Raw genomic sequence first — 26,756 nt, 5'->3', positions numbered from 1 at the left:
ATTAGTTAGTGAATTAAAAAATAAGAACACATTTACTTTTGGAAAAGTAATATGTGTTCTTTGTATATTTCTCGTTAATAGGATTAGAGCCTTCCCTTGATCCCCGTCAAGTTATATTTGAAATTTTTTCATCATCTCTTGTAATTCTTCTGATAATATTTTTAACTCATCTGATGTTGTTACTAATGATTCGCTTACTTTTAATTGTTCCTCAGTAGTTGCGGACACTTCCTCACTTATTGCAGAGGATTGTTCTGCTGTTGCACTTACTTGATGAATCGTAGAAGTTAGCACCTCTTGAGAATCACGTAATTGCTGAATAGATTCGGTAATTTGTTGGATCTTACCTGTAAAGGCAGCCATATTACTACCAACACCATTTAAGATGGTTTGCGTCTCTTCTGCTTGGGAAACCTGTTCCTTGAATCTAGGGTTTGCTTCCTGTAAAACACCTAAAGTATCATTTACTTCATGGACAATACTAGAAGTAATTTCATCTACCTTGTCAATGGATTGCTTAGATTGTTCAGATAGCTTTCGAATTTCGTCTGCGACTACAGCAAATCCTTTACCAGCTTCACCAGCTCTTGCTGCTTCAATCGCAGCGTTTAATGAGAGTAGATTCGTCTGAGAGACAATATTCGTTAACATAAGCATGACATCATTAATTTGCTCTGTGCTTGCCTTTAAAGCGTCAACTTTTTCCACAAGTGCTGTGGTCATTTCCTCGCTGTCTCTTGTTTTTTGAACTAACTCATTCATTTTTTCTAACCCTTCATGGCTTCTTTCTAATACATCAATCGCGTAATTCTCCATTTCTACATTATTTCCATATACATTTTCTACTTCATCATGGATTGTTGCAGCAAGTGTGTTTCCCTTTTCCGCTTCATCCGTTAATCCTGTTGCACCACTAGCGATTTCCTCAGAAGCAGCAGCTACTTCCTTAGCTGATTGTGACTGTGTTTGAGAAATATCGTGAAGGCTGATAGCAGCTGCTAAAACCTTACTTGTTGATAGCTTTGTCTGGTCCATCATTTCAGCAATATTTTGAAGCATATCATTAAAGCTCCTTGATAAAACGCCGATCTCATCATTTCGTTCTGTATCTATAGACTTAACACGTAGATCACCATTTTGTGCTTCGGCCATTAGATTGGATATGCTAGCTAGCGGTGTAGCAACCTTTTTCACCATTCGTGAAGCAATAAATATAGACATGAGTAAGGAAAGAACAATGATGGCAAGGGTTACATAAAAGATAACTCTTGTATCTTTCGTCAAATCAGCTTCCGAAACAGATCCAACTAGATGCCAATCGGTGATCCCAGAAGAATCTTGAAAAATTAATTCGCCATCCTTTTCACTCACATGCTTATCAGAGTCCAACTGAATCGGATAAGGGTATTCTTTTGTAATTTCATCCCCATCATAAGAGAAAACGATCTCATTGTTTTGATCAACGAGATAAACTAATCCATCTTCCCCGACGGTTACATCCTGAAGTGCTTCCTCAAAGACGACTGTGTCTAATTCGACAAAAAGTATGTAATTTTGGCCACCAATCTGTAAACTTTGTCCGAATGTTACCGTCGGTTTATCATTAGTTCCCGTAATTCCATTTTCGGTACCACCAATCCATGCTACTGCCTCATCTGCTTCCAATGCTTTTTGATACCAGCTACTATCTTTTAAGGTTTCTTCATCCAATGTCTGTGTAGAAGAAATGACTCGTTCCTTCTCGGTATGCACAAGGTACAAGCTAACATTTCCATCCACCATTGTAACTTGTGTTAATGCATCATCAATCGTACTTCTTAATGAAAAATAATCAAAGCTGTTTGGATCTTCAAATTTATCTAATTGGGAAAGTGTATTGCTAAAATTAGGTGCCATTAAGATTTCTGTCACTCGATCCCGATAACTTTCCATCATAAAATCTATTTTATCTCCTGCTTGTACCATTGTTTGCTCTGTGGCATCGGTTACTTTTTCCTTAATGATATTGTTTGATATGATGTAAGAAGAAATTCCAACGATTAGGACACTTATTAAAACGGTTGCTAAAATTCTATACAAGATGACCGAACCGATTGAATTCTTTTTGGGAACACTCGAATGGCTAACTTCCTTAATTCCATTTCGGTCTTTTTTTATTTTCAGTTTTAGATTATTCCATTGATCTTTCACCTTAACTTTCTTAAATTTAGACATGATTCTATCATAATTTTTCCGCAGTTTCTTTCTCAATTATAGAACCCCCATTTTATATTTATTTTTGAAAAGGCTTACGATATTAATGATACAATAGTAGGATGGAAATGGATAAAATAATAGGAAAATAAAATTACCTAATAGTACAAAATGATTATAACACAAGTAGGAGAAAATGACGATAAAAAATAATAAAATTTGACAGGAATGATTGGATTGATTGATTTTATATAATAAAAAATAGTGCCTATATAACTATAGACACTATCATTAAATCATCAGGATGATTTTCTTACTCTTCTACTAAAATTTACATTGGTCGCCTTCACAAAAGCTTCTTTTTTTATTAGGGGTTAAATCTTTCTGGTTAGAGTTTTCTTCTTCTGTGATCCGCTCTAATGCTTGCATAAATGTTTCGACTGGCTGTGCACCTGATATAGCATATTTTTGATTAAAGACAAAAAACGGAACTCCGGTAATACCTAAATTCTTTGCCTCTTCAATATCTTCTAAAACGTCCTGCTCAAACTGAGAAGACTCGATAATTTGCTTCACCTTTTCAAGATCTAGAGAAAGTTCCTTGCAAACCTGAAGAAGTATTTCCGGATCACTTAAATTAGAAGAATGTGTAAAATAGTGTTGAAACATATTGTTTACAAATTGCTCCTCTTTCCCTTCTGCGTGGGCAAATTTAGTAACACGGTGTGCAGTAAAAGTATTTGTAGCCTGTAATGTATCCATATGAAAGTGTAATCCTACACCTTTTGCTTGATCAACAAGTTGTTGATTCATTTGTTTTGCTCTTTCCACTGTCATGTTATATTTTTTTGCTAATATTTCGTGAATCGATTTATCCGTTGTTTTGGGAGCTTCAGGATCTAATTGAAAACTTTTATATTTGATCAAAATATCTAATTTTTTTGGATATCTTTCCACCGCTTTTTCTAATCTCATTTTCCCAATATAACAAAATGGGCAACTAAAATCAGACCAAATCTCAATTTCCATGGTTACACCTCGCTTTACAATCCTCTATATTTTCACATAAAAAAAAGCTACCTTAAAGTAATTTGCTTAAACAACGATACCTTTATTCTATAAATTTGGATTATATAGATGAGGAAGAAACAGGATGAATGCCATTTCACTTAAATGGTATTCATCATAAGATACTATATGCTCCTACAATCTTCTGTTATTCGTTTACTAGCTGCCGTTACAGCGGTAACCCCTTATTAGAGGAGGTGTTCCTATGTTAACAGATTTTAGGGCATTGTTACGGGATGATTTTTATTTTATTGTACCAGCTCTTTGGTTCATCGGCTATGCATGTAAACGAACACCACTAATACCTGATTGGTTGATTATTTGGATTTTATTAGCCTGTGGAATATTTGCAGCATGTCATTTGTTTGGTTGGAATATTCGCTCAATGGTTGATGGCATTATCGCAACAGGTGTTGCCGTATTTAGTCATCAGCTTGTTAAGCAAACAATGTGTCAAGATAAATAATGATAAAGGAGTGATTAGATGGCGGAATTTAAAGGCTTTAGAATTTCAAGTCCATATGGGTCTAGGATTCACCCTATTAGAGGATCAAAGGATTTTCATGGAGGGATCGACTTAGTAAAACAGCATAATGCCCCTATTAAGGCATTTACAGCTGGTACTGTTCTATATGCAGGCATGGGTCAAAGTGGTACAGGCTTAGGTGGCTATGGAAATGTTGTCTTATTGAAGGACACTAACAACCGTGGGCAGTTATATGCACATCTAGATCGTGTAACGGTAAGTAAAGGACAGAAAGTTCGTGCGAATCAAATTATTGGATACCAAGGGCAAACTGGTGAAGTGACAGGTTCCCACCTACATTATGAAGTTAGAAAACATGCGGAGGCAGCACCCCCATATGGCTATCGCTCTAATAAACAAACCTCTACCTTGAATCCGGTAGAATATTTGAACCAATTCACTGAAAAGTCAGATTTAATAAAAGAAGGAATGCGTGGTAGTGAGGTAAAGACATTACAATTAAATTTAATAAAGCTTGGCTACTCGCTTTCTAAATATGGAGCAGATGGGGTGTTTGGTGCGGAAACAGAAAGGGCTGTTAGAAATTTTCAAAGTGATCAAAAGATTACAGTAGATGGGATTGTTGGACCTGTTACGAAAAACAGAATAAATCAGGCATTGAAAGCATGGAGTAAATATCCTGGTACCCTAATAAGACTTGGTAGTAAGGGAGATAATGTAAAGAAAATCCAACAAAAAGTTGGAACAAAAGTCGATGGTATTTTCGGGAAGAAGACAGAGCAGGCAGTGAAAAATTTCCAGAAGAAGAATGGGTTGGCGGTTGATGGTATTGTTGGACCAAAAACATGGAATAAATTATTCTAGCAGGTTTAGAACATTTAAGATCCGAACCTTCGTTCATTTGATATGTTAGGTTCGGATTTTACATATTGTTTAGTTGGTATAGCTAATTATAGTTATAACCTTATTATCTGACTTAACTCTAAAAGTGTATTTTAGGTTGTAAAATTTATGAAAAAGCACTTGATCAACCTTCATTCTATGATATGCTAATTGAGAGAATAGGACTATATAATACTAGACTTAGTCATTAAATAAACTAAAAATAGAGGATCAAGGATCGGTACGAAAATAAGACAAAACATTTTGATTCTTTATAAAATAGTATATAATAATTTATAGTTCTTTTTTACTATATTTATTCAGTTATATTCTACTATATTGGAAGATTGCAATATTGTAATAATAAATGAGATATGGGTGAAGAAAAATGATGCTCCAAAAATGGATGAATAAGCGGTTTTTATTATATCTAATCTTCTTAACAATAGCGATCATCTTCCATGTATTTACTATTCCTCTTATATTTGGTGTCAGTATAAGTTTTGCACCTATTTTCTATTTAGCGATAATTCGTTTATTTGGTTTACGCTATGCCTTAGTTGCCACTCTAATCATTAATGGGATTTCATATACCTTCCAATTCAATGAAGCTTTTTACTTTTTAAATGTCATTGAAGTATTAGTTATTGGTAGTTTGTATAAAAAGAAAGGTAAAGACTTGTTTACATGGAGCTTTGTCTACTGTTTTTTATTGATTTTATATTTCATGATCTACCAGTTTTTTATTCCAGTGGACATATCTAGTGAATTTATTAATTTTACTATTTTTCAATTAGTGTTGTCGACACTATTCTCAGCACTAATAGCGGATATTCTATGTGACTACTTACCATATATTCCGAAAATTGGGTCTGTTTTTATGGATCGTAATCGTCTTTATTTTGGTCAAATCATCTCACATATTTTAATCTTTTTCGCTGTTTGTCCTATTTTAATTTTCATCTTGTTATATTCTAGATCGCTAGAAGCCGATATGTATGAACAGTGGAAGCAAAGTTTAACCCAGTTAAATTATACACTTAGGCAAGAGGTCGTTGAAATGGATTCAGAGGAAATCCAAAATTTTTCCCTTGATTCGGATTTAGAAAAGGCAAGATTAAAATCATTGTTAGAGCATGAGGTTGGAGACAGTAATGCGAGAATATACCTCATAAATAGTAATACTGAGGTTTGGTTATCGACAGCAGATCAGTTAGATTCTAATGAAGATGGTCAGGTATTTCAAACGGGATTTGTAAAGGAGATACACGAGAATGGGTTTATTTGGTTTTCCGAGAACAACCCGAATTTCTTAGCGTGGTATGAAGGAAAATATATAGGACATACTACGTTTCTTAATAAGGATGTGTATCTTTTAATTCCAGTAGATAAAGCTATCTATAAAGCAGCAAATAAATTGGAAAGATATTTATTAATCGCTATGCTTATCTTATTTTTTGCTTTGGTTTGTGGGATCGTATCTAATCATATTCTATCTCAATCATTAGGATTTATTACGAAGATTACAAGTGATCTTCCAAGGAAGGTTCAGACGAAGCAAGCATTTAATTGGTCAGATACGAATATTTATGAATTTGCTCAATTACGTGAAAATATCGAAAAAGTAGCATTAGAGCTCCAAAAGATGTTTCGAGAAACAAAATTGAAAAATAAATTGTTAATGGAGAAAACGAACCAGTTAACCGAATCAGAAACAAAACTATCCTATTTGGCCCATTATGACTCTTTAACCAATTTGCCAAATCGATATTCTTTTTATAAAGATATGGATGCCTTACTAAAGAATTCAGTAGATCATATTTTCGCTGTCGTTTTTCTTGATTTAGACAAATTTAAACAGGTTAATGATACATTAGGCCATAGTGGTGGGGACGAACTATTAAAACTATTCGCTAAAAGACTATTATTATTTGAAGAAGAACATCGATCGTTTCACGTATATCGTTTAGCAGGCGACGAATTTGTATCGACAATCAAAAAGAGCTTAAAGCAAGAGGTATATGCAGTTTGTGATGAACTAGAAAAAGTAATTCTTCAACCAATAAATATTAAAGGAACGTCTATTACATTATCTGCAAGTGTTGGTGTAAGTTTTTATCCGGTTGATGGTAGAACAATTGATGAATTACTACATAATGCTGACACTTTAATGTACAAAGAAAAAGAGAGAAATCATCAAAGAGAATTATCTATTATCAAGGAGAATCATAATGCAAACATCTAAGAGTTTCGTCTTGTTCTTAATGTTCTTTATACTAGCAGGATGTACGTCTCCTCCAGTACAATCGGTCCACGATTCGACCCTTATTAGGGAGACAGATTCGGAAGAGGAGACTCAAAATGCTAAAACAAATGAACTACTCATTTGGACACCAGATAATATTTTTTCAAATAGCTTAGAAGGATTCCAAGAGAAGTTTCCGGATGCTTTAATCAACATTAAAGAAATAGATCCAAATATCATAGCAGAAAAGTACCGAGATAGCTTGATCAAAGGAAAAACACCAGATATCTATGTTTTTCCAATCGATAAAATAGGAGGCTTTTCTGGGGTTCATGGATTAGAGGATTTAAGTAAACCAATGTATGATGATAGTCTTTTTATGCAAGCCTTACCCAAGGGATTGGTAGAAGAGTTTAGAACGAGTGATTCAAATAAACTGTTTGCTTTACCGCTATTATATTTTCCTTATGTAACCTATTATCGGGCAGATATCCTAAAGAAATATGGTTTTCCAAGTGAACCAGATCGACTGAGTGAATGGATTTCAGATAAGGAGAAATGGATCGAGATGGCGGAAGTCTTAAAGCAGAAGGGACATTATATTACGGAAACAGACCATCAGATCATTGAAACAGCTTTACGAACCTCTAATCTATTTAATGGCACCTATGATTATATTGCAAAGAAAAATGCTTTTGGAAAAGCATTAGAAGGTGCTGTTGAGGTCGAGGAAAATGATTTAGATCCTTCCTTGAATATATGGGAAGAAAGTGGCAAGGCAGCGCTTAAGAACGACGAGCTTGTTATGTTTTATATGGCAAATTATGTCCAAGATCAGTTAAAGGAATGGGTGCCAGACCAAAAAGAAAACTGGGGTATAACGACTCTTCCTTTTGGACTAAATGGGGTAGATAGAAAGGCGAGCACTGCGATTGCTATTTCTTCTCAAAGTCAAAATAAAATGATAGCATGGGAATTTATCAAACATATGTGCAAAGATATGATGAATATATACAAAGGTTCTAATAAAGATCCCTTTTATATAAATAAAGATATTAACAGGATTTATTGGAATTCAGTTACTAACAGCATCGCAGGACAGCCAACCATACTTGACAAAGGAAGTGAAAATATTTGGAAAGTAGCTCTTGCAGAGTTCAGAAATGGAGAAGAGATTACGGAACACGCTATTGAGCAAGTGCATCAGGATATAGGGGATTTAATTAGACAAGATCAGAAAGCATTACAAAATTTAATAAATAAAAATTAATTTTGGGAAGGATACTTCTAGTTTGGAAAGAAGTCTATCGAGGAATAGTACTTATCCTATCGAATAGTAATATGAGAATCATGCTGAATAGATATAGTTCATTCTTCAATCATTGCTATAATGAGAATATAAAAGGATTGGATGGATGTGATGATATGGAGTTTGAACTGAAGGTTTCTACAGGTATAAAAGATTTCGATCATGTAATCGATTATTTACATCTAGGAGACAATGTCGTTTGGCAGGTCGATACTTTAGAAGGGTATAAAGATATGGTAATACCCTTTGTTTTGCAGGCAATGAAGGATCAACGGAAAATAGTCTACGTTCGGTTTGGTCAGCACATGCCGATAGTAAAAGATGACCCTTTAATCAAAAAATATGAAGTCGATGCAAGTAAAGGATTCGAAAGCTTTGCAACAGAAATCCACCGTCTAATTGAAAAGGAAGGTCCAAGGACTTTTTATATTTTCGATTGTTTAACAGATTTATTATCGAATTGGTCCTCTGATTTAATGATTGGAAACTTTTTCAAGGTATGTTGTCCATATTTATACGAATTAGATACCGTTGCCTATTTTGCTATTATGCGGAATATTCACACATTTAGTACAATCGCGGGAATTAGAGAAACCACTCAAGTACTGTTAGATCTGTATCAGTTGAAGGAAAAGTATTATATTCATCCATTAAAAGTATGGCAGCGTTATTCACCAACGATGTTTTTTCCTCATTTGATTGAAGGAGATCGGTTAAAAAGTATTACTGCTAGCGCAGAAGCGTCTACTCTTTTTGCTAATATAAATCGAATTGAAGAAAGGATGGATTATTGGGATGTTATCTTCTCAAAAGCTAAGGAAAAGCTGGAAGAAGACATTGTGGAGCAGGAAAAGACAAAGCAGATGCTAATGCCACTATTGATCGGTGAAAAATCAAGAATGTATCATCTATGTGACCAATATTTTACTTTACAGGATCTATTGCAAATCGTATCAAGAGAAGTAGGGACAGGATTTATCGGAGGTAAAAGTGTTGGTATGCTTTTAGCTAGGAAGATTTTAGCGGATGATAAAAAAGGTCGCTTCTCAAGATACATCGAGCCACATGACTCTTTTTATATTGGATCTGATATTTTTTATACTTATATTGTTCAAAATGGATGGTGGAAACTTCGATTAAAGCAAAAAACGAAAAAAGGCTATTACCAGTATGCGAAGGAATTACAAGACAAACTAATGAAAGGGAAGTTTCCTGCTACTATTAAAGAACAGTTTATTCAGGTTCTTGAATACTTTGGACAGTCACCTATCATTGTGCGATCTAGTTCTTTATTAGAGGATAATTTCGGTAATGCATTTGCTGGAAAATATGATAGTGTTTTTTGTGTAAATCAAGGCACGCCAGAACAAAGATATCAGGCCTTTGAAAATGCTATACGAACTGTTTATGCGAGTACAATGAATGTTGATGCTCTCGAATATCGGATGAATCGTGGATTGTTTGAAAAGGATGAACAAATGGCCATTCTCGTCCAGCGAGTTTCTGGTGACCATCATGGAGAGCACTTCTTTCCACATATTGCTGGAGTTGGTAATTCTTCTAACTTATATGTATGGGATAAAAGCGTTGAGATGGAGGCTGGGATGATTCGTCTAGTATTTGGCTTAGGAACAAGAGCAGTTGATCGAACCGTTGATGATTATGCAAGAATTGTTACATTAGACCAACCAACAAGAAAACCGTTAATGCATATGGATGACCAACAGAAATTCTCTCAACATGAAGCAGATGTTCTTTCCATTAAGGATAATAAATGGACGAGCATCCCACTAAATAAGGCTATTTCTGATGTGTGGGATGTTGATCAAGGTTTATTTGCTTCTATTGATACAGGAACAGTTTTAAGATTAAAGGATTTAGGCTATCAACATATGCCTACACCGTATATTCTTGATTTCAAACAGCTTTTAGGTAATACTACTTTTCCTAAAGTAATGAAACAATTACTGGCAGAATTAGCAAGAGTGTATGATTACCCTGTAGATATTGAATTTACCGTTAATTTTCAACATCAGGATGACTATAAGATTAATCTCGTTCAATGTCGCCCATTACAAACAAAAGGATTGGGAAAGTCTGTTGACATCCCGAAATTACTAGAAAATGAGCGATGTTTAATAAGTACAAATGGTAATTTTATGGGGGGGAATATACGTTTACCGCTCGATTATGTAGTTCATGTAGTGACAGATGAATATATTAAATTAAGTGAACAAGATAAGTATAATGTTGCAAGATTAATTGGGAGAATTACATATGATCTAAGAAATGATAGAATACTATTAATCGGACCTGGAAGATGGGGCACATCCACACCCTCACTTGGTATTCCTGTTCATTTCTCAGAAATTCAGCATGTTGATGTAATTTGTGAGGTTGCTTCAGAGGAAAAAGGTTTTATACCAGAATTATCCTATGGCAGTCACTTTTTTCAGGATATGGTAGAAGCAGACATCTTTTATGTCGCGCTTTTTGAAGGGAATAACGGAGTACATTTTAACCCTTCTTATCTTTCTAGTTCATTCAATCTAATAGAACAATGGACCTCTCCTGCTTGGAAAGACATCCTTCACGTTTATAAGGTGGAAGGGATGGAGTTAACTGCAGATATAATTCAACAAAAACTTATCTGTAAATGATTCCTCCAATAGATTGATTTCCTCCATAGAATATGTTAACTTATATTCATTATAGGTTTACATATCATGGAGGAAGAAAAAATGACATCGACTAAATTAACAGCACTTATTCTAGCTAGTATTTTCTCAGCTATAACGGCCATTTTAGCACAGATACAATTTCAAGCTTTTATCGTTCCATTTAGTGGTCAAACATTAGCAGTGGGATTAACAGCCACGATTTTAGGTAGTAAAATTGGTGCACTTGCCATGTTCTGTTACATGCTACTTGGACTGATAGGTATTCCTGTTTTTGCAGGCTTTGAAAGTGGTCCACATGTCCTTATTGGCCCGACAGGAGGGTATATTATTGGATTTATTGCTACTGCCTACATTACAGGCAAAATTCTAGAAAAAACATCCTTTAATATGTGGATGGCAATCATCGCAAATATTGTGGGGATGTGTGTCACCTTAACGTTTGGTGTCATTCAATTAAAGTTCATTGCTGATTTATCCTGGCATGCCGCTATCGTATCAGGAGCTCTCCCATTTTTAATTGTCGGTATCATTAAAGCGATTCTTGCTAGCTGGATTGGTATTGTTGTCAGACGAAGTTTAGAAAATGCCAAACTTCTACCAGTAAATCATTCCATTAAAAAAGCTGTCTAACTATTAGAAAATCGCTCTTTTTGAGCGATTTTTTTGTTCTACAAGCGATTTGTAATCGCGTATTCTTTAGTCAATACCAAGCTCAAAGACTAAGAAACTAACTTGTGTAAACCCCCAAAAAAGAGGTATACTTATAGGTATGTATGTAGTATATTACCAATATAATAGTAGATATGTGACTGATTATACATCATAAATATAATGTTGGTTTTAAATAAAGTGCGAAATCATTGGAGGTATTTGTTTTATGAAAACTAAATTACACTTATTGTTCGGGGGAAAGTCAGCTGAGCATAAGGTTTCCATGCAAACAGCGAAAGCAGTTATGAATGCAGTTGATCAATCAATATATGAGGTGCATCCTATTTATATCGATCAAGAAGGTAGCTGGAATAAGGGCCCAGTGTTAGAAGGTAAAGTAGACGATGTTCATGCCTTAGCATTTCAAGGGGAAAAAAATACTGTATCTCCTCTCGCGATCAGTGAACGAGCAGTAAAGGGAAAAGAATTAGATTCAGCACAAGTCAATGAAGTTGTTTTCCCTTTATTACACGGTCCAAACGGGGAAGATGGAACGGTTCAAGGACTGCTAGAAATCTTAGGCTTACCATACGTTGGTAACGGAGTGTTAGCCTCATCAGCTGGAATGGATAAGATTGCCATGAAGGCTATTTTTGAGCAAGCTGGTTTAACACAAGTAAAATACGTTGGATTTATTCGTAAAGACTGGGAAGAACAAGCAGAAAGGGTAATGAGTAAGATTGAGACTGATATCGGTTATCCGTGCTTTGTCAAACCAGCTAATCTTGGATCAAGTGTAGGAATCAGTAAGTGTAAAAATCAGGAACAGCTAAAAGAAGCAGTCAAAGAAGCACTTCGATATGATCGGAAAATTATTGTAGAAGAAGGGGTAAATGCGCGAGAAATAGAGATCGGCGTTATTGGAAATGACGAGCTTGAATGCTCTGTAGTAGGAGAAATTGTTCCTAAGACAGAATTCTATGATTATCAATCGAAATACGAGGATGAAGATACAGGGTTAATCATACCTTGTGAGTTACCTAACGAAATTTATGAGCAAATAAAGGATATTGCAAAAAGGGCATACAAATCGTTAGATTGCTCAGGTTTAGCAAGAATGGATTTCTTTTTAACTAAGGATAATGAAATATTAATCAATGAAGTGAACACAATGCCAGGCTTTACGCCATACAGTATGTTCCCACTATTATGGAAGCATAGTGGTCTAGAATATCCGGCTCTTATTAACAAATTAGTAGAGCTAGCAATCGAAAAACATCAAGAAAAACTGAAAATCTCTTATACGATGGATTGAGCGGAGGATTTATATAATGATAACAAGGACGTTAGAACAAGTTGCGAGGATGGCAGAGGCTGAATTATCTCATGATAAATGGAAGGATGTTCAGATAGAAGGGGTTTCTATTGACACTCGGTCGATTCAGCAAGGTCAATTGTTTATTCCATTACCTGGTTCCAATGTTGATGGTCATAAGTTCGTGCGACAAGCATTTGAAAAAGGTGCTAGAGCTACTTTTTGGAAAAAGGGTGTAGATGGTGCACCTGAAGACATTCCATTAATTTTTGTGGATGATCCCCTTATAGCCATGCAGCAATTAGCGAGAAGCTATCGGGATCAAACTGGTGTAAGGATAGTAGGGGTAACCGGTAGTAATGGAAAAACTTCGACAAAGGACATGATAGCGGAAGTTCTTTCGAGTACATTCTCTGTTCAAAAAACGAAAGGCAATTTTAACAGCCAATTAGGTCTACCTTTATCCATTTTTGAACTGGAAAAAGACACAGAGGTGATGGTGCTTGAAATGGGTATGAGTGATGTCGGGCAGATTGAAATCCTTTCGAAGATAGCTAAACCCGATATTGCGGTTATCACGAATATTGGTGAATCCCATTTAGAGTATTTGGGGTCAAGAGAAAAAATTGCAGATGCAAAATTTGAAATCACGACAGGTCTGAAGAATGATGGAGCTTTTATTTATGATGGAGATGAGCCACTACTGCAACAAAAAATTTCTAGTAGCACATTTTCGTTTCAAACCATCTCTTTTGGTGAAACAGATACTTCCGATTTATTTCCTCTGTCCATCGAATTGAAAGATAACGGGACAGAATTTACGGTAAATACCATTCCGCAGACACCGTTGTTTTTACCTGTACTTGGTATGCATAACGTGAAAAATGCGCTTGCTTCTATCGCAGTTGGACAATTTATGGGGATTAATGAAGAGAAAATGAAGCGTGCATTAGCTAAAGTGACTTTAACTTCTATGCGAATGGAAGCACATCAAGGTAAAAATGATTGCTTGATTATCAATGATGCATACAATGCTAGCCCAACCTCTATGAAAGCTGCTGTATCATTAGTAGATTCACTAGAGAAGTACCATAAAAAGGTTTTAGTACTTGGAGATATGCTAGAGCTGGGGAAAGCAGAAAAAGAATTTCATCAAGAGGTGGGTTCCTTTATTTCAAATCTAACTATCGATTATGTGTTCACATATGGAAGATTAGGTCAATTTATTGCTAGTGCTGTTAAGGAGAAGAGCGAGGAAATAAAGACTAGAGCATTTGATGATAAACAAGATTTAAAGGAGAGCTTATTACCTTTATTAGATAGGGATACCGTTGTTTTATTCAAGGCATCAAGAGGAATGAAATTAGAAGAGATCGTAGAAGATATCATTGGATAACATGACTAGGAGAGTTTTTAATCTGATGCCAACTATTAATTACCTAAACATCAACCAAGCGCATGGACGACTTTTATTCTCGTCCATGCGCTTGGTTTTGATTCCTTTAATTACGGTAAATTTGTTGTAAGTAAGTAGATGGGGAAACCCCTGTAACCTTTTTGAATACACGACTAAAATAGAATGGATTAGAAAATCCTAGGTAATCACTTACTTCTGATACATTTTGATTGTCTTTTTTAAATAATTGGATCGCTTTTTCGATAAGAATCTCATTTTGGTACTGAGTAACACTTTTACCTGTATGGTTCTTAAAAAGGGAAGAAAGATAGGAATAATTCATTCCCATCGCATTTGCGATCTGATCTCCTGTTAGCTTTTGGTCTTCATTTTCGTGTAAAAGCTTCACCATTCGTGCAATTATCCGGTGGGATTTTTTGTTTGCGTTTTCTTGCATTTTATCCATGTATAGTTCTAGAAATATTTGGTGTGCTTCCATGCTGGAAAGAATCGGCCGCATTGGATTGGTCGATTCATACAATTCTAATAATTTAACTAGCTTCGTTTCCATCCATGGAGCATTCGTGACCTTTCCATACTTCGGAAGTGTGAAAATGGCTTGATAGGCCTCTTCGCCGATCAATGAAGTTTGGCGAAAGGGAGTGAATTCGACATTGGGAGCTCCGGTATTTTTATCAGAGAAATGAATATAGTACCATTCAGATCCAGGTAAATATAATTCACGTCCAAAATGATAGATATCTTTTCTAAGAAAAAGATAGGAACCTTTATCCACATAATACTCAATGTCATCCTCTATTACGTGTATTCTTCCTTTTTTAACGTAAATAAAGACATGTAAGTATTCCATAACCCGATCTGGATGCTTAAACACCCCATCAATATCATACATAAAGCCGACCTCGCGAATTAATGGAAGTGTATGTGCTTCAATCTTTACAGGATTTTTCATGCTTTGAATCACCTCTTGAATGGTGGTAAACTTAGTGAATTACACCTACACATCTTAATTATACCGCTAACAATTAAAGTGTTTTATATAGGTAATCTTTTCTACTTAAGATCATAACAAAAAATACAAAAAAAAGATATGTTTTCTTATTTTATGGAATGTACATTTGTAGTAATCGCCTTCATACTAGATAGTGTAAAAGTTTTTTGGAGGTGCGATGGTTGTGGAAAAAGTATACTTACTTGAAGGTATGTTTAATGAATCACAATTAAAAGGAAAGGAATATTTATTATATCTAGATGTGGATCGTCTCATTGCTCCTTGTTATGAAGCAGCTGGACAAAAGGCGAAGAAGGAACGCTACGGAGGCTGGGAGAAAACGCCTATCGCTGGTCATTCCATTGGTCATTGGCTTTCAGCAGCAGCCAATATGTACCATGTAACAGGAGATAAACGATTAAAAGAAAAACTAAACTATGCTCTAGCAGAACTAGCTCATGTTCAATCCTATGATACGGATGGGTATGTGAGTGGGTTTCCTAGAGATTGCTTTGATAAGGTGTTTACTGGTGAATTCGAGGTGGATAATTTTAGTCTTGCTGGCTCGTGGGTACCTTGGTACTCCATACACAAAATCTATGCTGGTTTAATAGATGCTTATCAGCTTTTAAACATGGAAAAAGCATTACAAATTGTTACGAGATTAGCTGATTGGGCTTATAATGGATTAATTAATTTGTCAGAGGATCAATTCCAAAAAATGCTAGTTTGTGAACATGGCGGAATGAATGAAGCCTTTGCGGATTTATATGATATGACAAAAAATCCCAATTATCTAGAATTAGCAGAAAGATTTTATCATCAAGCAGTATTGGATCCTCTGGACAATCAACTGGATGAGTTGGAGGGTAAGCATGCCAATACCCAAATTCCAAAGGTAATTGGAGTAGCCAAGCTCTTTAATATAACAGGTAAAGAAAAATATAAAAGGATTGCCACCTTTTTCTGGGAGCAAGTGACCAATTATCGCACTTATGCAATTGGTGGTAACAGTATTCGTGAACATTTTGGTCCAGAGAATGCAGAGGAACTAGGTATTTTAACAACGGAAACTTGTAACACCTATAATATGCTGAAGCTAACAGAGCTCCTATTTGAATGGGAGCATCACTCCAAATACTATGATTTCTTTGAGAAAGCATTATATAATCATATTTTAGCATCGCAAGATCCAGAGTCTGGAATGAAGACCTATTTTGTTTCCTCCGAGCCTGGCCATTTTAAAGTATATAATTCAAGGGATGATTCCTTTTGGTGTTGTACAGGTACTGGGATGGAAAATCCAGCAAGGTATAACCGAGGTATCTTCTCTCACCATGATGATCGCCAATTTTTTATTAATTTATTTATCTCTGCTAGGGCTGTGTACGAAGATAGAGGCTTGATAGTAAGGCAGGAAACAGGATTTCCATACAAAGAGGAGAGTAGTATTTTTTTCGAACAAACACCAGAGGAAGAGTTTGACTTACTAATTCGGATACCATATTGGGTGAAAGACGAAATGACATTTATGGTGAATGGGGAACAGGTAGAAGTAGTGAAGGTAAATGGGTATGCCAAAATAACGCGAATTTGGCAACAGAAGGATTGTCTAACAGTAGTAACACCGCTTTGTTTACATCGATATGTGGCAAAAGATGATGAACAGAAACAAGTTATCATGTATGGTCCTATTGTTTTGGCAGGTGCACTCGGTCGAGAGAATTTCCCTGAGACTGATATTTTAAGTGATCATTTATCATTGAATAATCATCCACTCATAGAAGTACCTGCACTTGTAACAGATCAACAGGACTTAGAAAAATGGATTCAACTGGTTGATCCTGATAAATTAATTTTTACTACAACAGAGGTTGGGCAACCAGGGAATCAGAGTCTAACACTAAAGCCGTTTTATGACATTCATCATGAAAGATATACGATTTATTGGAATATTTTATCAAAAGCAGCCTATGAGCATTTTGTAGACAACGAAAAAGATAGAAGACTAAGGGAACAAAGGATTACGATTGATGTTGTTACACCACATGAACAACAACCAGAGGTGGATCATAACATGGAGGCAAGCTTGTCTACCTCTGCTTATAAAAACGTCGTTCATAGCGGTTACCGCGAAGCAAAAGATGGGGGATACTTTAGCTACGAAATGAAGATTGATGCGTCAAAGTCAATGTATCTTGCTGTCACTTATTTCGGAGGTGATGGTAGAGAGCATATGGATGGACGTGTAGTGGAACGTGACTTTACTATTTGGATCGATGAAAACGAATTAACGCGTCAGAAATTAACCAACCAACATCCAGGAGAGTTGTTTACAGAGGTTTACCCAATACCGTTTGCTTGGATGAAAGAAAAAGAAACGATAAGGGTAAAATTTCAATCCTCTAATGGAAAAATAGCTGGCGGGATCTATCGTGTGCGTATTATAAATGAACCAGAAATATAAAAAAATCGGGCATATGCCCGATTTTTTATGTCGAATTAGCTATAGAAAGAAGCACCAACGATAATTAACAAAATGAAAAGTACAACGATCAAAGCAAATCCGCCGCCATAGCCACCGCCGTAGCCGCCGCCATAGCCACTTCCGTATCCGCCACAAGGATATCCACCATAGTAACTCACTTATATCAACCTCCTTCAATATTTTCACTATATAATGTATGTCATTTTCATTAATCGGTTAGGGTAAATGACCATGTTCACGAAAAATGGGCGGATGATTGTATAAGAAATCTTGCATGCTAAAAGGTGATATAATAAAATTACAGATATTCGACAAATTAGTGGAGGTATTCTAATCATGATGATGGCAGTGTTCTTGACAGTTATTCGATAATTACTAATCGAATAGAAGTGATACTAAAAAAGCTCCTAGAAAGGGGTTTAGTTTGACTTATTCTTTTTTAAGTATCCATTGTCCATGAACTTTATCATCAAATACCGTTCAAGCTTACTAAAGACACAGGGTAAGAACAGCTTATTCCTAGTTTACAAAAAGGTTGTGATGAATCTCAATGATGGTTCATTCACGGCCTTTTTTGTATATCGGACAGAATACCCCTGTAGTTAGCATGGATGTCTTAACGGTATTCATAAATGGGAGGCGTTAGAATGACTCTATATTTTGCGAGCATTTTACCCGGATTAGAATATGTTTTATTAGATGAAATGAATCAAAAGGTGAGTGAAGTGGAAATCATTCAAATAAAAAGAGGCAAGGTATTCTTTACTACAAGTAGTATAGATACATGCCTGCATGCTTTAAGATCTGCAGATAATTTGTTTCAAGTATTGGATCAATTTCAACTAGGACCACATAAGAAACATTTATCTCAGCTAAGTGGACGTATTGCAAGTTTGGATTTGAAAGATATGGACCACAACTCTCTATTTTGGATAAATGCCAGTCGTAAAGGAAAACAAACTTATAGTCGCTATGAGTTAGCGTGGGCCGCTGCAGAAGGTATTCAGAGACATTACCCTAATTGGTCCCTCGGAACGAATCGGGATAATCAGGTAGAATTCAGGGTTGATTTGGAGCATCAGAATCTTATTTTTTCTCTTCGACTTACCGATCCTACATTTCGCTATCGTAACCAGGTGCGTCAGTTCTCTCGTGCCGCACTTCGCCCTACAGTTGCTCATTCAATGGTTTGGTTATCCGATCCAAAATCAACGGATATTTTTGTGGACCCGTGTTGTGGTTCTGGTACTATTTTGTCAGAGCGGACTGCTTACCCTGTCAATCAAATCCATGGTGGGGATATATCTGAGTCAGTGACAAGGATAGCTAAACATAATCTTGAGCACACTAAGGTAAAAATAAATGTTTGGGATGCTAGAGAATTGCCCCTATCAACCAATTTTGTTGATAAAGTCGTCACAAATCTACCATTTGGGAAGCAAATTTCAATCGACGAGGATTTAGGATTGTTCTATAGGTATGTAATGAATGAAATAGCGAGAGTGCTAAAACCAAGGGGCAGGGCAGTGATTTTGTTGGGAAATTTCCAGCAATTACATGTTGAAGTAAATCGTTTAGGAATGGTTTGCTTAGAAGCCTATCCACTTAGCTTGAAGGGTTTGCATCCCACATTGATGGTTTTAGAGAAGCAATAAAAAAAGCAAGGCGAAAAACCGGATTCACATCGAATCCGGTTTAACTAATTCAACAAATGATGCATTGAAAATAAGCTACTGAAGGTATTTTTGAACCAACTTGCAAATACTCTTTATGTAATAATTCCAAGCTTTCTTAATCCATTGAAGATACCTGAATTCTCCACTGTAGTGGTTCGGTATTTAGCGTATTGGAATAATTCCGGGTTTGCATTCCCCATAGCAAAGCTATTTCCGACAAATTGAAGCATTTGTTTATCATTCATCCCATCACCAAAGGCAATGGCTTGATCAGGACTAAGATGAAGCTCCTCTAAAATGCTTTTAATGGCCATGCCTTTATTGACATTTTCTCGAATCACATCATAGCTATGTTCTAAACCTTTAACATTTACTTGGGAGAAGTAAATATTTTCATGATCAAGGTTATAGAGAGCAATCTCATCTGGAGATACGTTCATTATCGTAATCCCTAGAATTTGATTTCGATATTTATCTTGATAAAGTGCCGTATCGCTTAAAGCAAAATAGTCAATAAACTGCCTAACAGCTTTAGTCTCTAGCGATGTTAATAAATTGTGGCTATTAGTATAGAGAATCATCTCATGGTGGTTTTGTTTCGCAATTTTTAAATAATGTTCGATAATAGTCGCAGAAATCGGTTCATCCACTAGTATCTTCTCTTGATATAAGGCATAAGCTCCATTATAGCCTATGAAGGAATGAATACCTAATTCTTCTGCAATTGTATAAATTTCATGTAAAGGTCTACCAGTAGCCAGAAAAACTTCGATTCCTTTTTGCCTTGCGATACTGATGGCTTCCTTTGTAGATGGTTCGATCGTGTGATCTTGTCTTAATATTGTCCCATCAATGTCTAAAAACAATGCTTTATATTGCTTCATTTGATGTCTCCTTTATGATTAAAACGGAAGCTTTGAAAGCTTTTCTCCTGTATTTTCTTCATAACCCTTCATATATTTAATTCTACGTTGTGCAGCAGATTGACTTACTTGTTCATCTGCATGATAGGAGGAGCGAACTAAAGGACCAGCTTCACAATGCTTAAATCCTTTGGAAAGAGCAATTTCTCTAAGTTCTGTAAATTCATCAGGATGATAGTAGCGCTCAACCTTTAAGTGTTTTTTGGTTGGTTGTAGATATTGACCAATGGTCAAAATATCAACATTATTAGCACGTAAATCGTCCATTGCTTCCACTATTTCTTCCTTAGTTTCGCCAAGACCTACCATAATACTGGACTTAGTCGGGGTATTTGGTGCGATTTCTTTCACTCGTCTTAATAATTCTAACGAACGGTCATACATCGCAATCGCACGAACACGTTTCGTTAATCTGCGTACTGTTTCAATATTATGATTAAAAATATCGGGAGCACTATCCATTAGTGTATGTAAGCTTTCATAATCACCTTTCATATCAGAAGGTAATATCTCAATTGTGCATCCTGGTACTTTCTCACGAATTTGACGAACTGTTTCGGCAAATACTGCTGCACCACCATCCTTTAAATCATCACGTGCAACTGCAGTAACAACCACGTGCTTTAGTCCCATAATTTCTACTGATTCAGCAACACGTTTCGGTTCGCCCCAATCTAATTCATTGGGAAGACCTGTCTTTACTGCACAAAAACGGCATCCACGTGTACAAGTATCCCCAAGTATCATGAAGGTCGCTGTTTGTCTTTCGCTCCAGCATTCGTGGATATTTGGACATTTAGCTTCCTCACAAACAGTGTTGAGACGTTTATCACGCATTAGATGTTTTAAACGATTATAGGATTTATTCGTATTGATTTTTATCTTTAGCCATTCCGGTTTTCTTAAGTATTCTTCGTTTTTTGCCATTCTACCCATCTCCTATCTAGATAAATTCCATGCGTCGTCTTTATATTTTTGATTCATTACACTATGTATTTCTTCTTCTTGTTCCATTGAAAAAGTGAAATTTTCGAAGACTATGTCCAAGCCTTTTTCAAATCCTTGCTTAAATGCTCGTTTTGCTAAATCTATTTTGATCTCCCCAGGTGAAGCTTCTTCTAATGAAACTGCTTTGTCTTTAAATGCATGCATTGCCCTTGCTTTTACCTTTTCACTTGGATATTCAAATAGATCATAGAGCTTGGTGTTATCGACATGGATGGGGATGGAGCCATGCTGTAAAATAACACCCTTTTGTCGAGTTTGAGCACTGCCTGCTGCTTTTTTACCATCGACAATTAATTCATACCACGAAGGTTCCTCAAAGCAAACCGCTGATTGAGTTGTCTGTAGTTTACCTTCTGGAATTGCAAAAGATGCTTCGATATCAAGGTTTCGGAATCCTTCTAATAATCCTTTAGAAATTACTTTATATGCCTCTTTAACGGAAGCAGGCATTTTCGGGTGGCTTTCTGCAACGATCACGCTATAGGTCAGTTCTTGATCATGAAGAACAGCCCTACCACCTGTTAATCGCCGTACTAATTCAATATGATGTTCTGTTAATGCTTTGAAATTAATTTTACCCTTTGTTTTTTGAAAATACCCGACAGATAACCCAGCAGGCTCCCATTCATAGAAACGTAAAACTGGAGGGATTTCTTTATTCCTATGCCACTTTAATAGACATTCGTCTACTGCCATGTTATAGGCGGGGGTATTTTTTTCCGTATCTAGATAATACCATGTTTCTCCCATACGTAATTGGCGAAAACTACTTCTTATCGCCACTAACCTCCCATACTGTATCCATTGTTGAAACTGTTAAAAATATACTAATTTGCAATCATTATCATGGTACTCCTTCTCATGCTCTCTGTCAAAAATATTATTTTTAGTTTATCCCCATTTGTATTTCATCTATGCTATAGTGAAAAAAGTATTCATTATTACAGCATAGAACGAAGGAGTATTTACATGGATGGTTTCAATGAACAATTTTTAATTTCTGTTTTTATCATTGCGATTGGGTATCTATTAAAGAAGGGGAATATTGTTAAGGAAGAGGATGGGGAAGCGATTGCAAGAGTGGTGTTTAATCTAACCCTTCCATGTCTCATTATTGTTACATTTAGTGATGTAGAATTTTCCAACTCCTTACTTTATTTAATTGTGATTGCTTTTGTTTATGGTCTTGGAATTGGTTTACTTGGACTTATTCTCTTAAAGAGGGATTCTAGATATGATCGTGGTATGTTTGGCATGATGATTCCTGGCTTGAATATTGGGTTATTTGCTTATCCATTAGTCGAGGGCTTGTGGGGCTTCGAGGGATTAAAGTATTTTGGTATGTTTGATGTTGGAAATGCTTTTATAGTATTTGGTATGAGCTATATTATCGCAGGCATGTATGCAGAGAGAGCGAATATGCTTGAAACAAGAACGATTATCTATAAGCTGTTTCAATCCATTCCATTAATGACCTATCTTATCATGTGCTTACTAAGTATCATGAAGATTCAACTGCCAAGCTTTGTCGTGGATGTATCGAGTATTATTTCGATGGCGAACATGCCATTGTCCTTACTATTATTAGGATTGTATTTGAATTTTACGTTTGCGAAAGGATATGGAAAACTAATATTGAAGTTTTTAGCTGTAAGATATGGAATTGGGATTATTACAGGGTTATTATGTTATTACCTTCTTCCCGTTGATGAAATGTTTCGTTTTACATTGCTTATAGGCTTTATTTTACCAACCGCTGTATCTGTCGTCCCATATTCCATTATATTTGGCTATAACCAACGGCTTGTAGGTACAGCCTCTAATCTGACCATGATCATTAGCTTTGTATTAATTTGGGGAATGGTTAATCTAATTATGTAAGGTTTTAAGTATATTCTTATACTAATACAGTTGAAATTCAAAATCTATGGAAAAAGATCGTTTCATTATGATAAAATGGATAACGTTTACAACCTGGATAATAGCGTCTAAGTAGAAGTGGGGGGATGAATATGTTTGACTTATCGGTTTTTGAATGGATTGTTCTAGTTATAGCTGCAATGCTAATTGGTTTTTCCAAAGCAGGAGTATCGAGTATGGGGATCCTTGTAGTCACGCTCTTTATGATACTATTCCCTGCAAAAGAATCTGTTGGAATACTACTACCATTATTAATTGTTGGCGATCTATTTGCCGTTACATATTATCGAAAAAATGTGGTCTGGAAGTATTTGTTCTCTCTAGTTCCATCCGTTCTTGTAGGGGTTTTAATAGGGTATTATGTATTGAGCTATGTAACAAGTGATCAATTAAAGCCAATGATTGGCATTCTAGTTTTAGCATTAATCATACTCCATATAAGTAGAGAACGATTAGGAGAGAAATTTAATCAGATGCTTCCAGAAGCAAAAATTTTCACCATGATGATGGGAGCATTAGCTGGATTTGCGACCATGATTGGAAATGCAGCTGGTGGTGTGATGGCGATTTACTTTTTAGTAAAAGGACTACCAAAGAAGGAATTTGTTGGGACAGGGGCATGGTTCTTTTTATTTGTTAATATGATAAAGGTTCCTTTTTATATTAGCCTTGGTATGATTAATATGGAATCTATCATGTTTAACCTATGGTTAATTCCAATGATTTTAATAGGAGCAGTTATTGGAGTAAAGGTTTTACAACTAATGCCTCAGCGTTTATTTCAGATCCTCGTACTAGTCTTTGCGGGTATTGGTGCCATTCGTTTATTAATAGGTTAATAGATATAGAAAGGACGCTTTATAAACTGTATTTCAACTTAAACACCAGACCAAGTTGCGGTTTATTCACTTTATAAACGGCATTTCAAGCGAAGCAACAGCCAAATTTGCGGTTGATCCGATCTATAAACGGCATTTCAACGGAAGCACTAGGCAAATTTGCCGTTTATTCACTTTATAAACGGCATTTTAAGCGAAGCAACAGCCAAATTTGCCGTTTATTCGCTTTATAAACTGCATTTCAACGGAAGCACTGGGCCAAGTTGCCGTTTATAGTCTTTTTAACCGCACTTCAATTGAGGCAAGAAGCCAAATTACAGTTTATCGAAGCGATGCATTTAGGAAATCAAGCCCCCAGTCCTTTTCTCTTCTCCTCTATAATGGAAGGCTTAATTTGCTTTGTTGGAAAGATTGATTAAGATCCTTGATCAAATCATCGACATTCTCTATACCTACAGATAAACGGAACAAGCGATCCTCGATCCCTCTTTCTTTTCGTTCATGTGGAGGCATTGCTGCATGAGACATGGTAGCAGGATGAGAAAGAATAGATTCCACAGCCCCTAAGCTTACGGCAAAGACTGGTATTTCTAGCTTTCTAACGAATCCCTCTATGTCAACATTTTCTGATAATAAAAAGGATAGGACTGCTCCACCACTTTTGGCTTGAGAATGATGAACGTTAAAACCAGGATGATCCGTAAGACCTGGATAATACACTTTTTCAATCGCATGATGTTCATCCAAAAATTTAGCAATTTCAAGTGCAGATTGGCTTGATTTGGTTAGTCGAGTCTCCAAAGTTTTCATTCCTTGAATTAAGGTATAGGAATCCTGTGCACTTAGAATGGATCCAATTGTATTCTGAATAAATTTTAGTTTTGCAGCTAACTCGTCTGTTTTTGCCACAGCTAATCCAGCTACTACGTCACTATGACCAGATAAGAATTTAGTCGCACTATGGAGCACAATGTCTACACCAAGATCTAGTGGATTTTGATACAATGGTGTCATAAATGTATTGTCTAAATAAGTATAGCAATCATTGGCTTTAGCTAACTCCACCACTTTCTTAATGTCAGTGATTTGCAATAAGGGATTTGCTGGTGTTTCCATATAAATAACCTTTGTATTACTTTGAATAGCTTTTTCAATTTCTGCGATGTTTGTCATGTCAACAAAAGTATGGCTAATCGAGAAGCTGGTCAATAGCTGACTGATAAATCGATAGGTACCTCCATAAACGTCTTTTGTCACAACGACATGATCTCCCGCTTCCAATAATAAAAAAGCTGAGGAGATGGCTGCCATGCCTGAAGAAAAGGCATAGCCTGCGTATCCATTCTCTAACTGCGCAATCGTCTTTTCTAAAATTTCTCTGGTTGGGTTACCTGAGCGGCTATAATCGAATGGTCCGAATTCATTTATTTCTTTCTGATGATAAGTAGATGATAAATAAATCGGAGGATTTACGGCACCTGTCACCTTTTCGTTAAATCCTTGTTGTAGCCCTGCATGAATAAGCTTTGTATCAAATTGGTTAGACATGAAGTAATTCCTCCTTGCTCTTTAGTAGAGCTTGATCTAGATCTTCTTTTAAATCTTCTATATGCTCAATACCGACAGAGAAACGTAACAGCCTTTCACAAATACCACGTTTTTCACGTTCTTCTAAAGGGATATCTGCATGCGTTTGTGTTGTTGGATAAGTGATAAAGCTCTCCACCCCACCTAAGCTTTCCGCAAAAGAAATGACTTTTAAATGGGATAAGAAGGGGCCAACCATTTGTTTCTCCTTAATCCGGAAACTAACCATTGCACCTTTACCGGGATACAGAATGTCTGTTACTAAAGGGTGCTCCTTGAAAAACTGTTCAAGTGCTCTAGCATTTTCCTGTTGCTTCTCAAGGCGAAGACTTAACGTTTTCATGCCTCGAATAAGTAACATACAATCAAATGGTGACAATACAGCTCCTATGGCATTGTGTAGATGGGTTAGTTTTTCTGCTAACGGTTGATCCTTCACAGCAACTAGTCCAGCAAGAACATCATTATGTCCACCTAAATATTTCGTTGCAGAATGGACGACAATATCTGCTCCTAGTGTAAGTGGCTTTTGGAGATATGGTGTGAAAAAGGTGTTATCTACGATTAAAAGCAGCTGGTGTTCTTTAGCGATCTGGGCAACTTTATGAATATCTAACTCGATTAACAGTGGATTTGTTGGCGTCTCAATAAATATTGCCTTTGTTTTCGATGTGATTTGTTCTGCAATTTCTTCTGGTTTCACATAGAGAAAATCGACCGCATATGCTTCACTATAGTGACTAAATAATCGGTATGTTCCACCATAAACATCCTCTGTCACGATGATTTGATCTCCTTTTTCAAATATGGCAAGCACTAATTGAATCGCAGCCATACCGGATGAACAAGCAAATCCCTTAGTGCCTTTTTCAAGGTCGCTTATGGCCCTTTCTACAATATCTCTGGTTGGATTACGCGTTCGCGTATAATCAAAACCGGTAGAATTGCCAATTGTTTCATGCTGGTAGGCTGTCGATAAATAAATAGGTGGCTCGACGGCACCTGTCTTTGGATCAGATTTATTCCCAATTTGAGCTAATGATGTTTCGATATGCTTCATTTCGATCATTCCTCCT

At 36.1% G+C, this 26,756-nt stretch carries 21 protein-coding genes; 12 read left to right on the top strand and 9 right to left on the bottom strand.

Features of this window, described 5'->3' with window-relative positions; translation table 11 throughout:
* Nucleotides 1-111: 111 nt before the first annotated feature.
* Both DLJ74_RS13875 and DLJ74_RS13870 read right to left on the bottom strand, forming a co-directional pair.
* On the bottom strand, nt 112-2,250 hold the full coding sequence (locus DLJ74_RS13875) for a methyl-accepting chemotaxis protein (RefSeq protein ID WP_245902345.1): 2,139 nt from the start codon (nt 2,248-2,250) through the stop codon (nt 112-114).
* Between the two features lie 267 nt (nt 2,251-2,517).
* Nucleotides 2,518-3,222: a DsbA family oxidoreductase gene (locus tag DLJ74_RS13870; RefSeq protein ID WP_054861273.1), complete on the bottom strand. Its 705-nt coding sequence runs from the start codon at nt 3,220-3,222 to the stop codon at nt 2,518-2,520.
* Between the two features lie 244 nt (nt 3,223-3,466).
* Between DLJ74_RS13870 and DLJ74_RS13865 the strand changes: the two genes are divergently transcribed.
* The 8 genes from DLJ74_RS13865 (at nt 3,467) to DLJ74_RS13830 (ending at nt 14,227) form a co-directional block, all read left to right on the top strand.
* Nucleotides 3,467-3,727 carry a phage holin family protein gene (locus DLJ74_RS13865; protein ID WP_054861274.1) on the top strand — a complete coding sequence of 87 codons (261 nt, stop codon included), beginning with the start codon at nt 3,467-3,469 and terminating at the stop codon, nt 3,725-3,727.
* Nucleotides 3,728-3,745: 18 nt separating this feature from the next.
* Entirely contained in the window at nt 3,746-4,612 is an 867-nt protein-coding gene (locus tag DLJ74_RS13860) for a peptidoglycan-binding protein (RefSeq protein ID WP_109984917.1), read from the top strand.
* Nucleotides 4,613-5,018: 406 nt separating this feature from the next.
* Complete coding sequence (locus DLJ74_RS13855) at nt 5,019-6,875, top strand: diguanylate cyclase domain-containing protein (RefSeq protein ID WP_109984916.1); 1,857 nt, start codon at nt 5,019-5,021, stop codon at nt 6,873-6,875.
* Nucleotides 6,862-8,145 (top strand): ABC transporter substrate-binding protein, encoded by a 1,284-nt coding sequence (locus tag DLJ74_RS13850; protein ID WP_109984915.1) that lies wholly within the window; start codon nt 6,862-6,864, stop codon nt 8,143-8,145. The genes DLJ74_RS13855 and DLJ74_RS13850 overlap by 14 nt, the downstream gene beginning before the upstream one ends.
* Nucleotides 8,146-8,300: 155 nt before the next feature.
* Nucleotides 8,301-10,844, top strand: a complete 2,544-nt coding sequence (locus DLJ74_RS13845) for a PEP/pyruvate-binding domain-containing protein (protein WP_109984914.1) — start codon at nt 8,301-8,303, stop codon at nt 10,842-10,844.
* An 81-nt stretch (nt 10,845-10,925) separates the two neighbouring features.
* The gene (locus tag DLJ74_RS13840) at nt 10,926-11,495 is read left to right on the top strand and encodes a biotin transporter BioY (protein ID WP_109984913.1); all 570 of its coding nucleotides are present in this window, start codon (nt 10,926-10,928) and stop codon (nt 11,493-11,495) included.
* A gap of 247 nt (nt 11,496-11,742) precedes the next feature.
* Nucleotides 11,743-12,831: a D-alanine--D-alanine ligase gene (locus DLJ74_RS13835; protein ID WP_109984912.1), complete on the top strand. Its 1,089-nt coding sequence runs from the start codon at nt 11,743-11,745 to the stop codon at nt 12,829-12,831.
* A 16-nt stretch (nt 12,832-12,847) separates the two neighbouring features.
* Nucleotides 12,848-14,227 carry a UDP-N-acetylmuramoyl-tripeptide--D-alanyl-D-alanine ligase gene (locus DLJ74_RS13830; protein ID WP_109984911.1) on the top strand — a complete coding sequence of 460 codons (1,380 nt, stop codon included), beginning with the start codon at nt 12,848-12,850 and terminating at the stop codon, nt 14,225-14,227.
* 106 nt (nt 14,228-14,333) lie between these two features.
* Here the strand turns inward: DLJ74_RS13830 and DLJ74_RS13825 are convergent, their stop codons facing one another.
* Nucleotides 14,334-15,200, bottom strand: a complete 867-nt coding sequence (locus DLJ74_RS13825; RefSeq protein WP_109984910.1) for a helix-turn-helix domain-containing protein — start codon at nt 15,198-15,200, stop codon at nt 14,334-14,336.
* A 217-nt stretch (nt 15,201-15,417) separates the two neighbouring features.
* On the opposite strand from DLJ74_RS13825, the gene DLJ74_RS13820 reads away from it, so the two are divergent.
* Entirely contained in the window at nt 15,418-17,706 is a 2,289-nt protein-coding gene (locus DLJ74_RS13820) for a beta-L-arabinofuranosidase domain-containing protein (protein ID WP_342767749.1), read from the top strand.
* 35 nt (nt 17,707-17,741) lie between these two features.
* Here DLJ74_RS13820 and DLJ74_RS13815 read toward each other — a convergent pair whose 3' ends face one another.
* Complete coding sequence (locus DLJ74_RS13815) at nt 17,742-17,885, bottom strand: YjcZ family sporulation protein (protein ID WP_109984909.1); 144 nt, start codon at nt 17,883-17,885, stop codon at nt 17,742-17,744.
* Between the two features lie 489 nt (nt 17,886-18,374).
* On the opposite strand from DLJ74_RS13815, the gene DLJ74_RS13810 reads away from it, so the two are divergent.
* Nucleotides 18,375-19,382: a methyltransferase domain-containing protein gene (locus DLJ74_RS13810; protein WP_181397576.1), complete on the top strand. Its 1,008-nt coding sequence runs from the start codon at nt 18,375-18,377 to the stop codon at nt 19,380-19,382.
* Nucleotides 19,383-19,495: 113 nt separating this feature from the next.
* Here the strand turns inward: DLJ74_RS13810 and DLJ74_RS13805 are convergent, their stop codons facing one another.
* The 3 genes from DLJ74_RS13805 to DLJ74_RS13795 are packed head-to-tail and all read right to left on the bottom strand — an operon-like array spanning nt 19,496 to nt 22,084.
* Entirely contained in the window at nt 19,496-20,287 is a 792-nt protein-coding gene (locus DLJ74_RS13805; RefSeq protein ID WP_054787458.1) for a Cof-type HAD-IIB family hydrolase, read from the bottom strand.
* 18 nt (nt 20,288-20,305) lie between these two features.
* A complete protein-coding gene (lipA, locus tag DLJ74_RS13800; protein ID WP_109984907.1) occupies nt 20,306-21,253 on the bottom strand; it encodes a lipoyl synthase in 948 nt (315 codons plus the stop codon).
* Nucleotides 21,254-21,265: 12 nt separating this feature from the next.
* Nucleotides 21,266-22,084 carry a lipoate--protein ligase family protein gene (locus DLJ74_RS13795; protein ID WP_109985098.1) on the bottom strand — a complete coding sequence of 273 codons (819 nt, stop codon included), beginning with the start codon at nt 22,082-22,084 and terminating at the stop codon, nt 21,266-21,268.
* 219 nt (nt 22,085-22,303) lie between these two features.
* Between DLJ74_RS13795 and DLJ74_RS13790 the strand changes: the two genes are divergently transcribed.
* Nucleotides 22,304-23,215, top strand: a complete 912-nt coding sequence (locus DLJ74_RS13790) for an AEC family transporter (protein WP_109984906.1) — start codon at nt 22,304-22,306, stop codon at nt 23,213-23,215.
* Between the two features lie 131 nt (nt 23,216-23,346).
* Nucleotides 23,347-24,093: a sulfite exporter TauE/SafE family protein gene (locus DLJ74_RS13785; RefSeq protein WP_109984905.1), complete on the top strand. Its 747-nt coding sequence runs from the start codon at nt 23,347-23,349 to the stop codon at nt 24,091-24,093.
* Nucleotides 24,094-24,468: 375 nt separating this feature from the next.
* Here the strand turns inward: DLJ74_RS13785 and DLJ74_RS13780 are convergent, their stop codons facing one another.
* Entirely contained in the window at nt 24,469-25,641 is a 1,173-nt protein-coding gene (locus DLJ74_RS13780) for an aminotransferase class I/II-fold pyridoxal phosphate-dependent enzyme (RefSeq protein ID WP_109984904.1), read from the bottom strand.
* Nucleotides 25,634-26,740, bottom strand: a complete 1,107-nt coding sequence (locus DLJ74_RS13775; RefSeq protein WP_109984903.1) for a methionine biosynthesis PLP-dependent protein — start codon at nt 26,738-26,740, stop codon at nt 25,634-25,636. The genes DLJ74_RS13780 and DLJ74_RS13775 overlap by 8 nt, the downstream gene beginning before the upstream one ends.
* Nucleotides 26,741-26,756 lie beyond the last annotated feature (16 nt).

The sequence above is a fragment of the Gracilibacillus dipsosauri genome, assembly GCF_003176895.1.
Taxonomy (GTDB): domain Bacteria; phylum Bacillota; class Bacilli; order Bacillales; family Amphibacillaceae; genus Gracilibacillus; species Gracilibacillus dipsosauri.
Note: the sequence above shows the minus strand (reverse complement) of the source record. Positions and strands in the feature narration are given on the sequence as shown.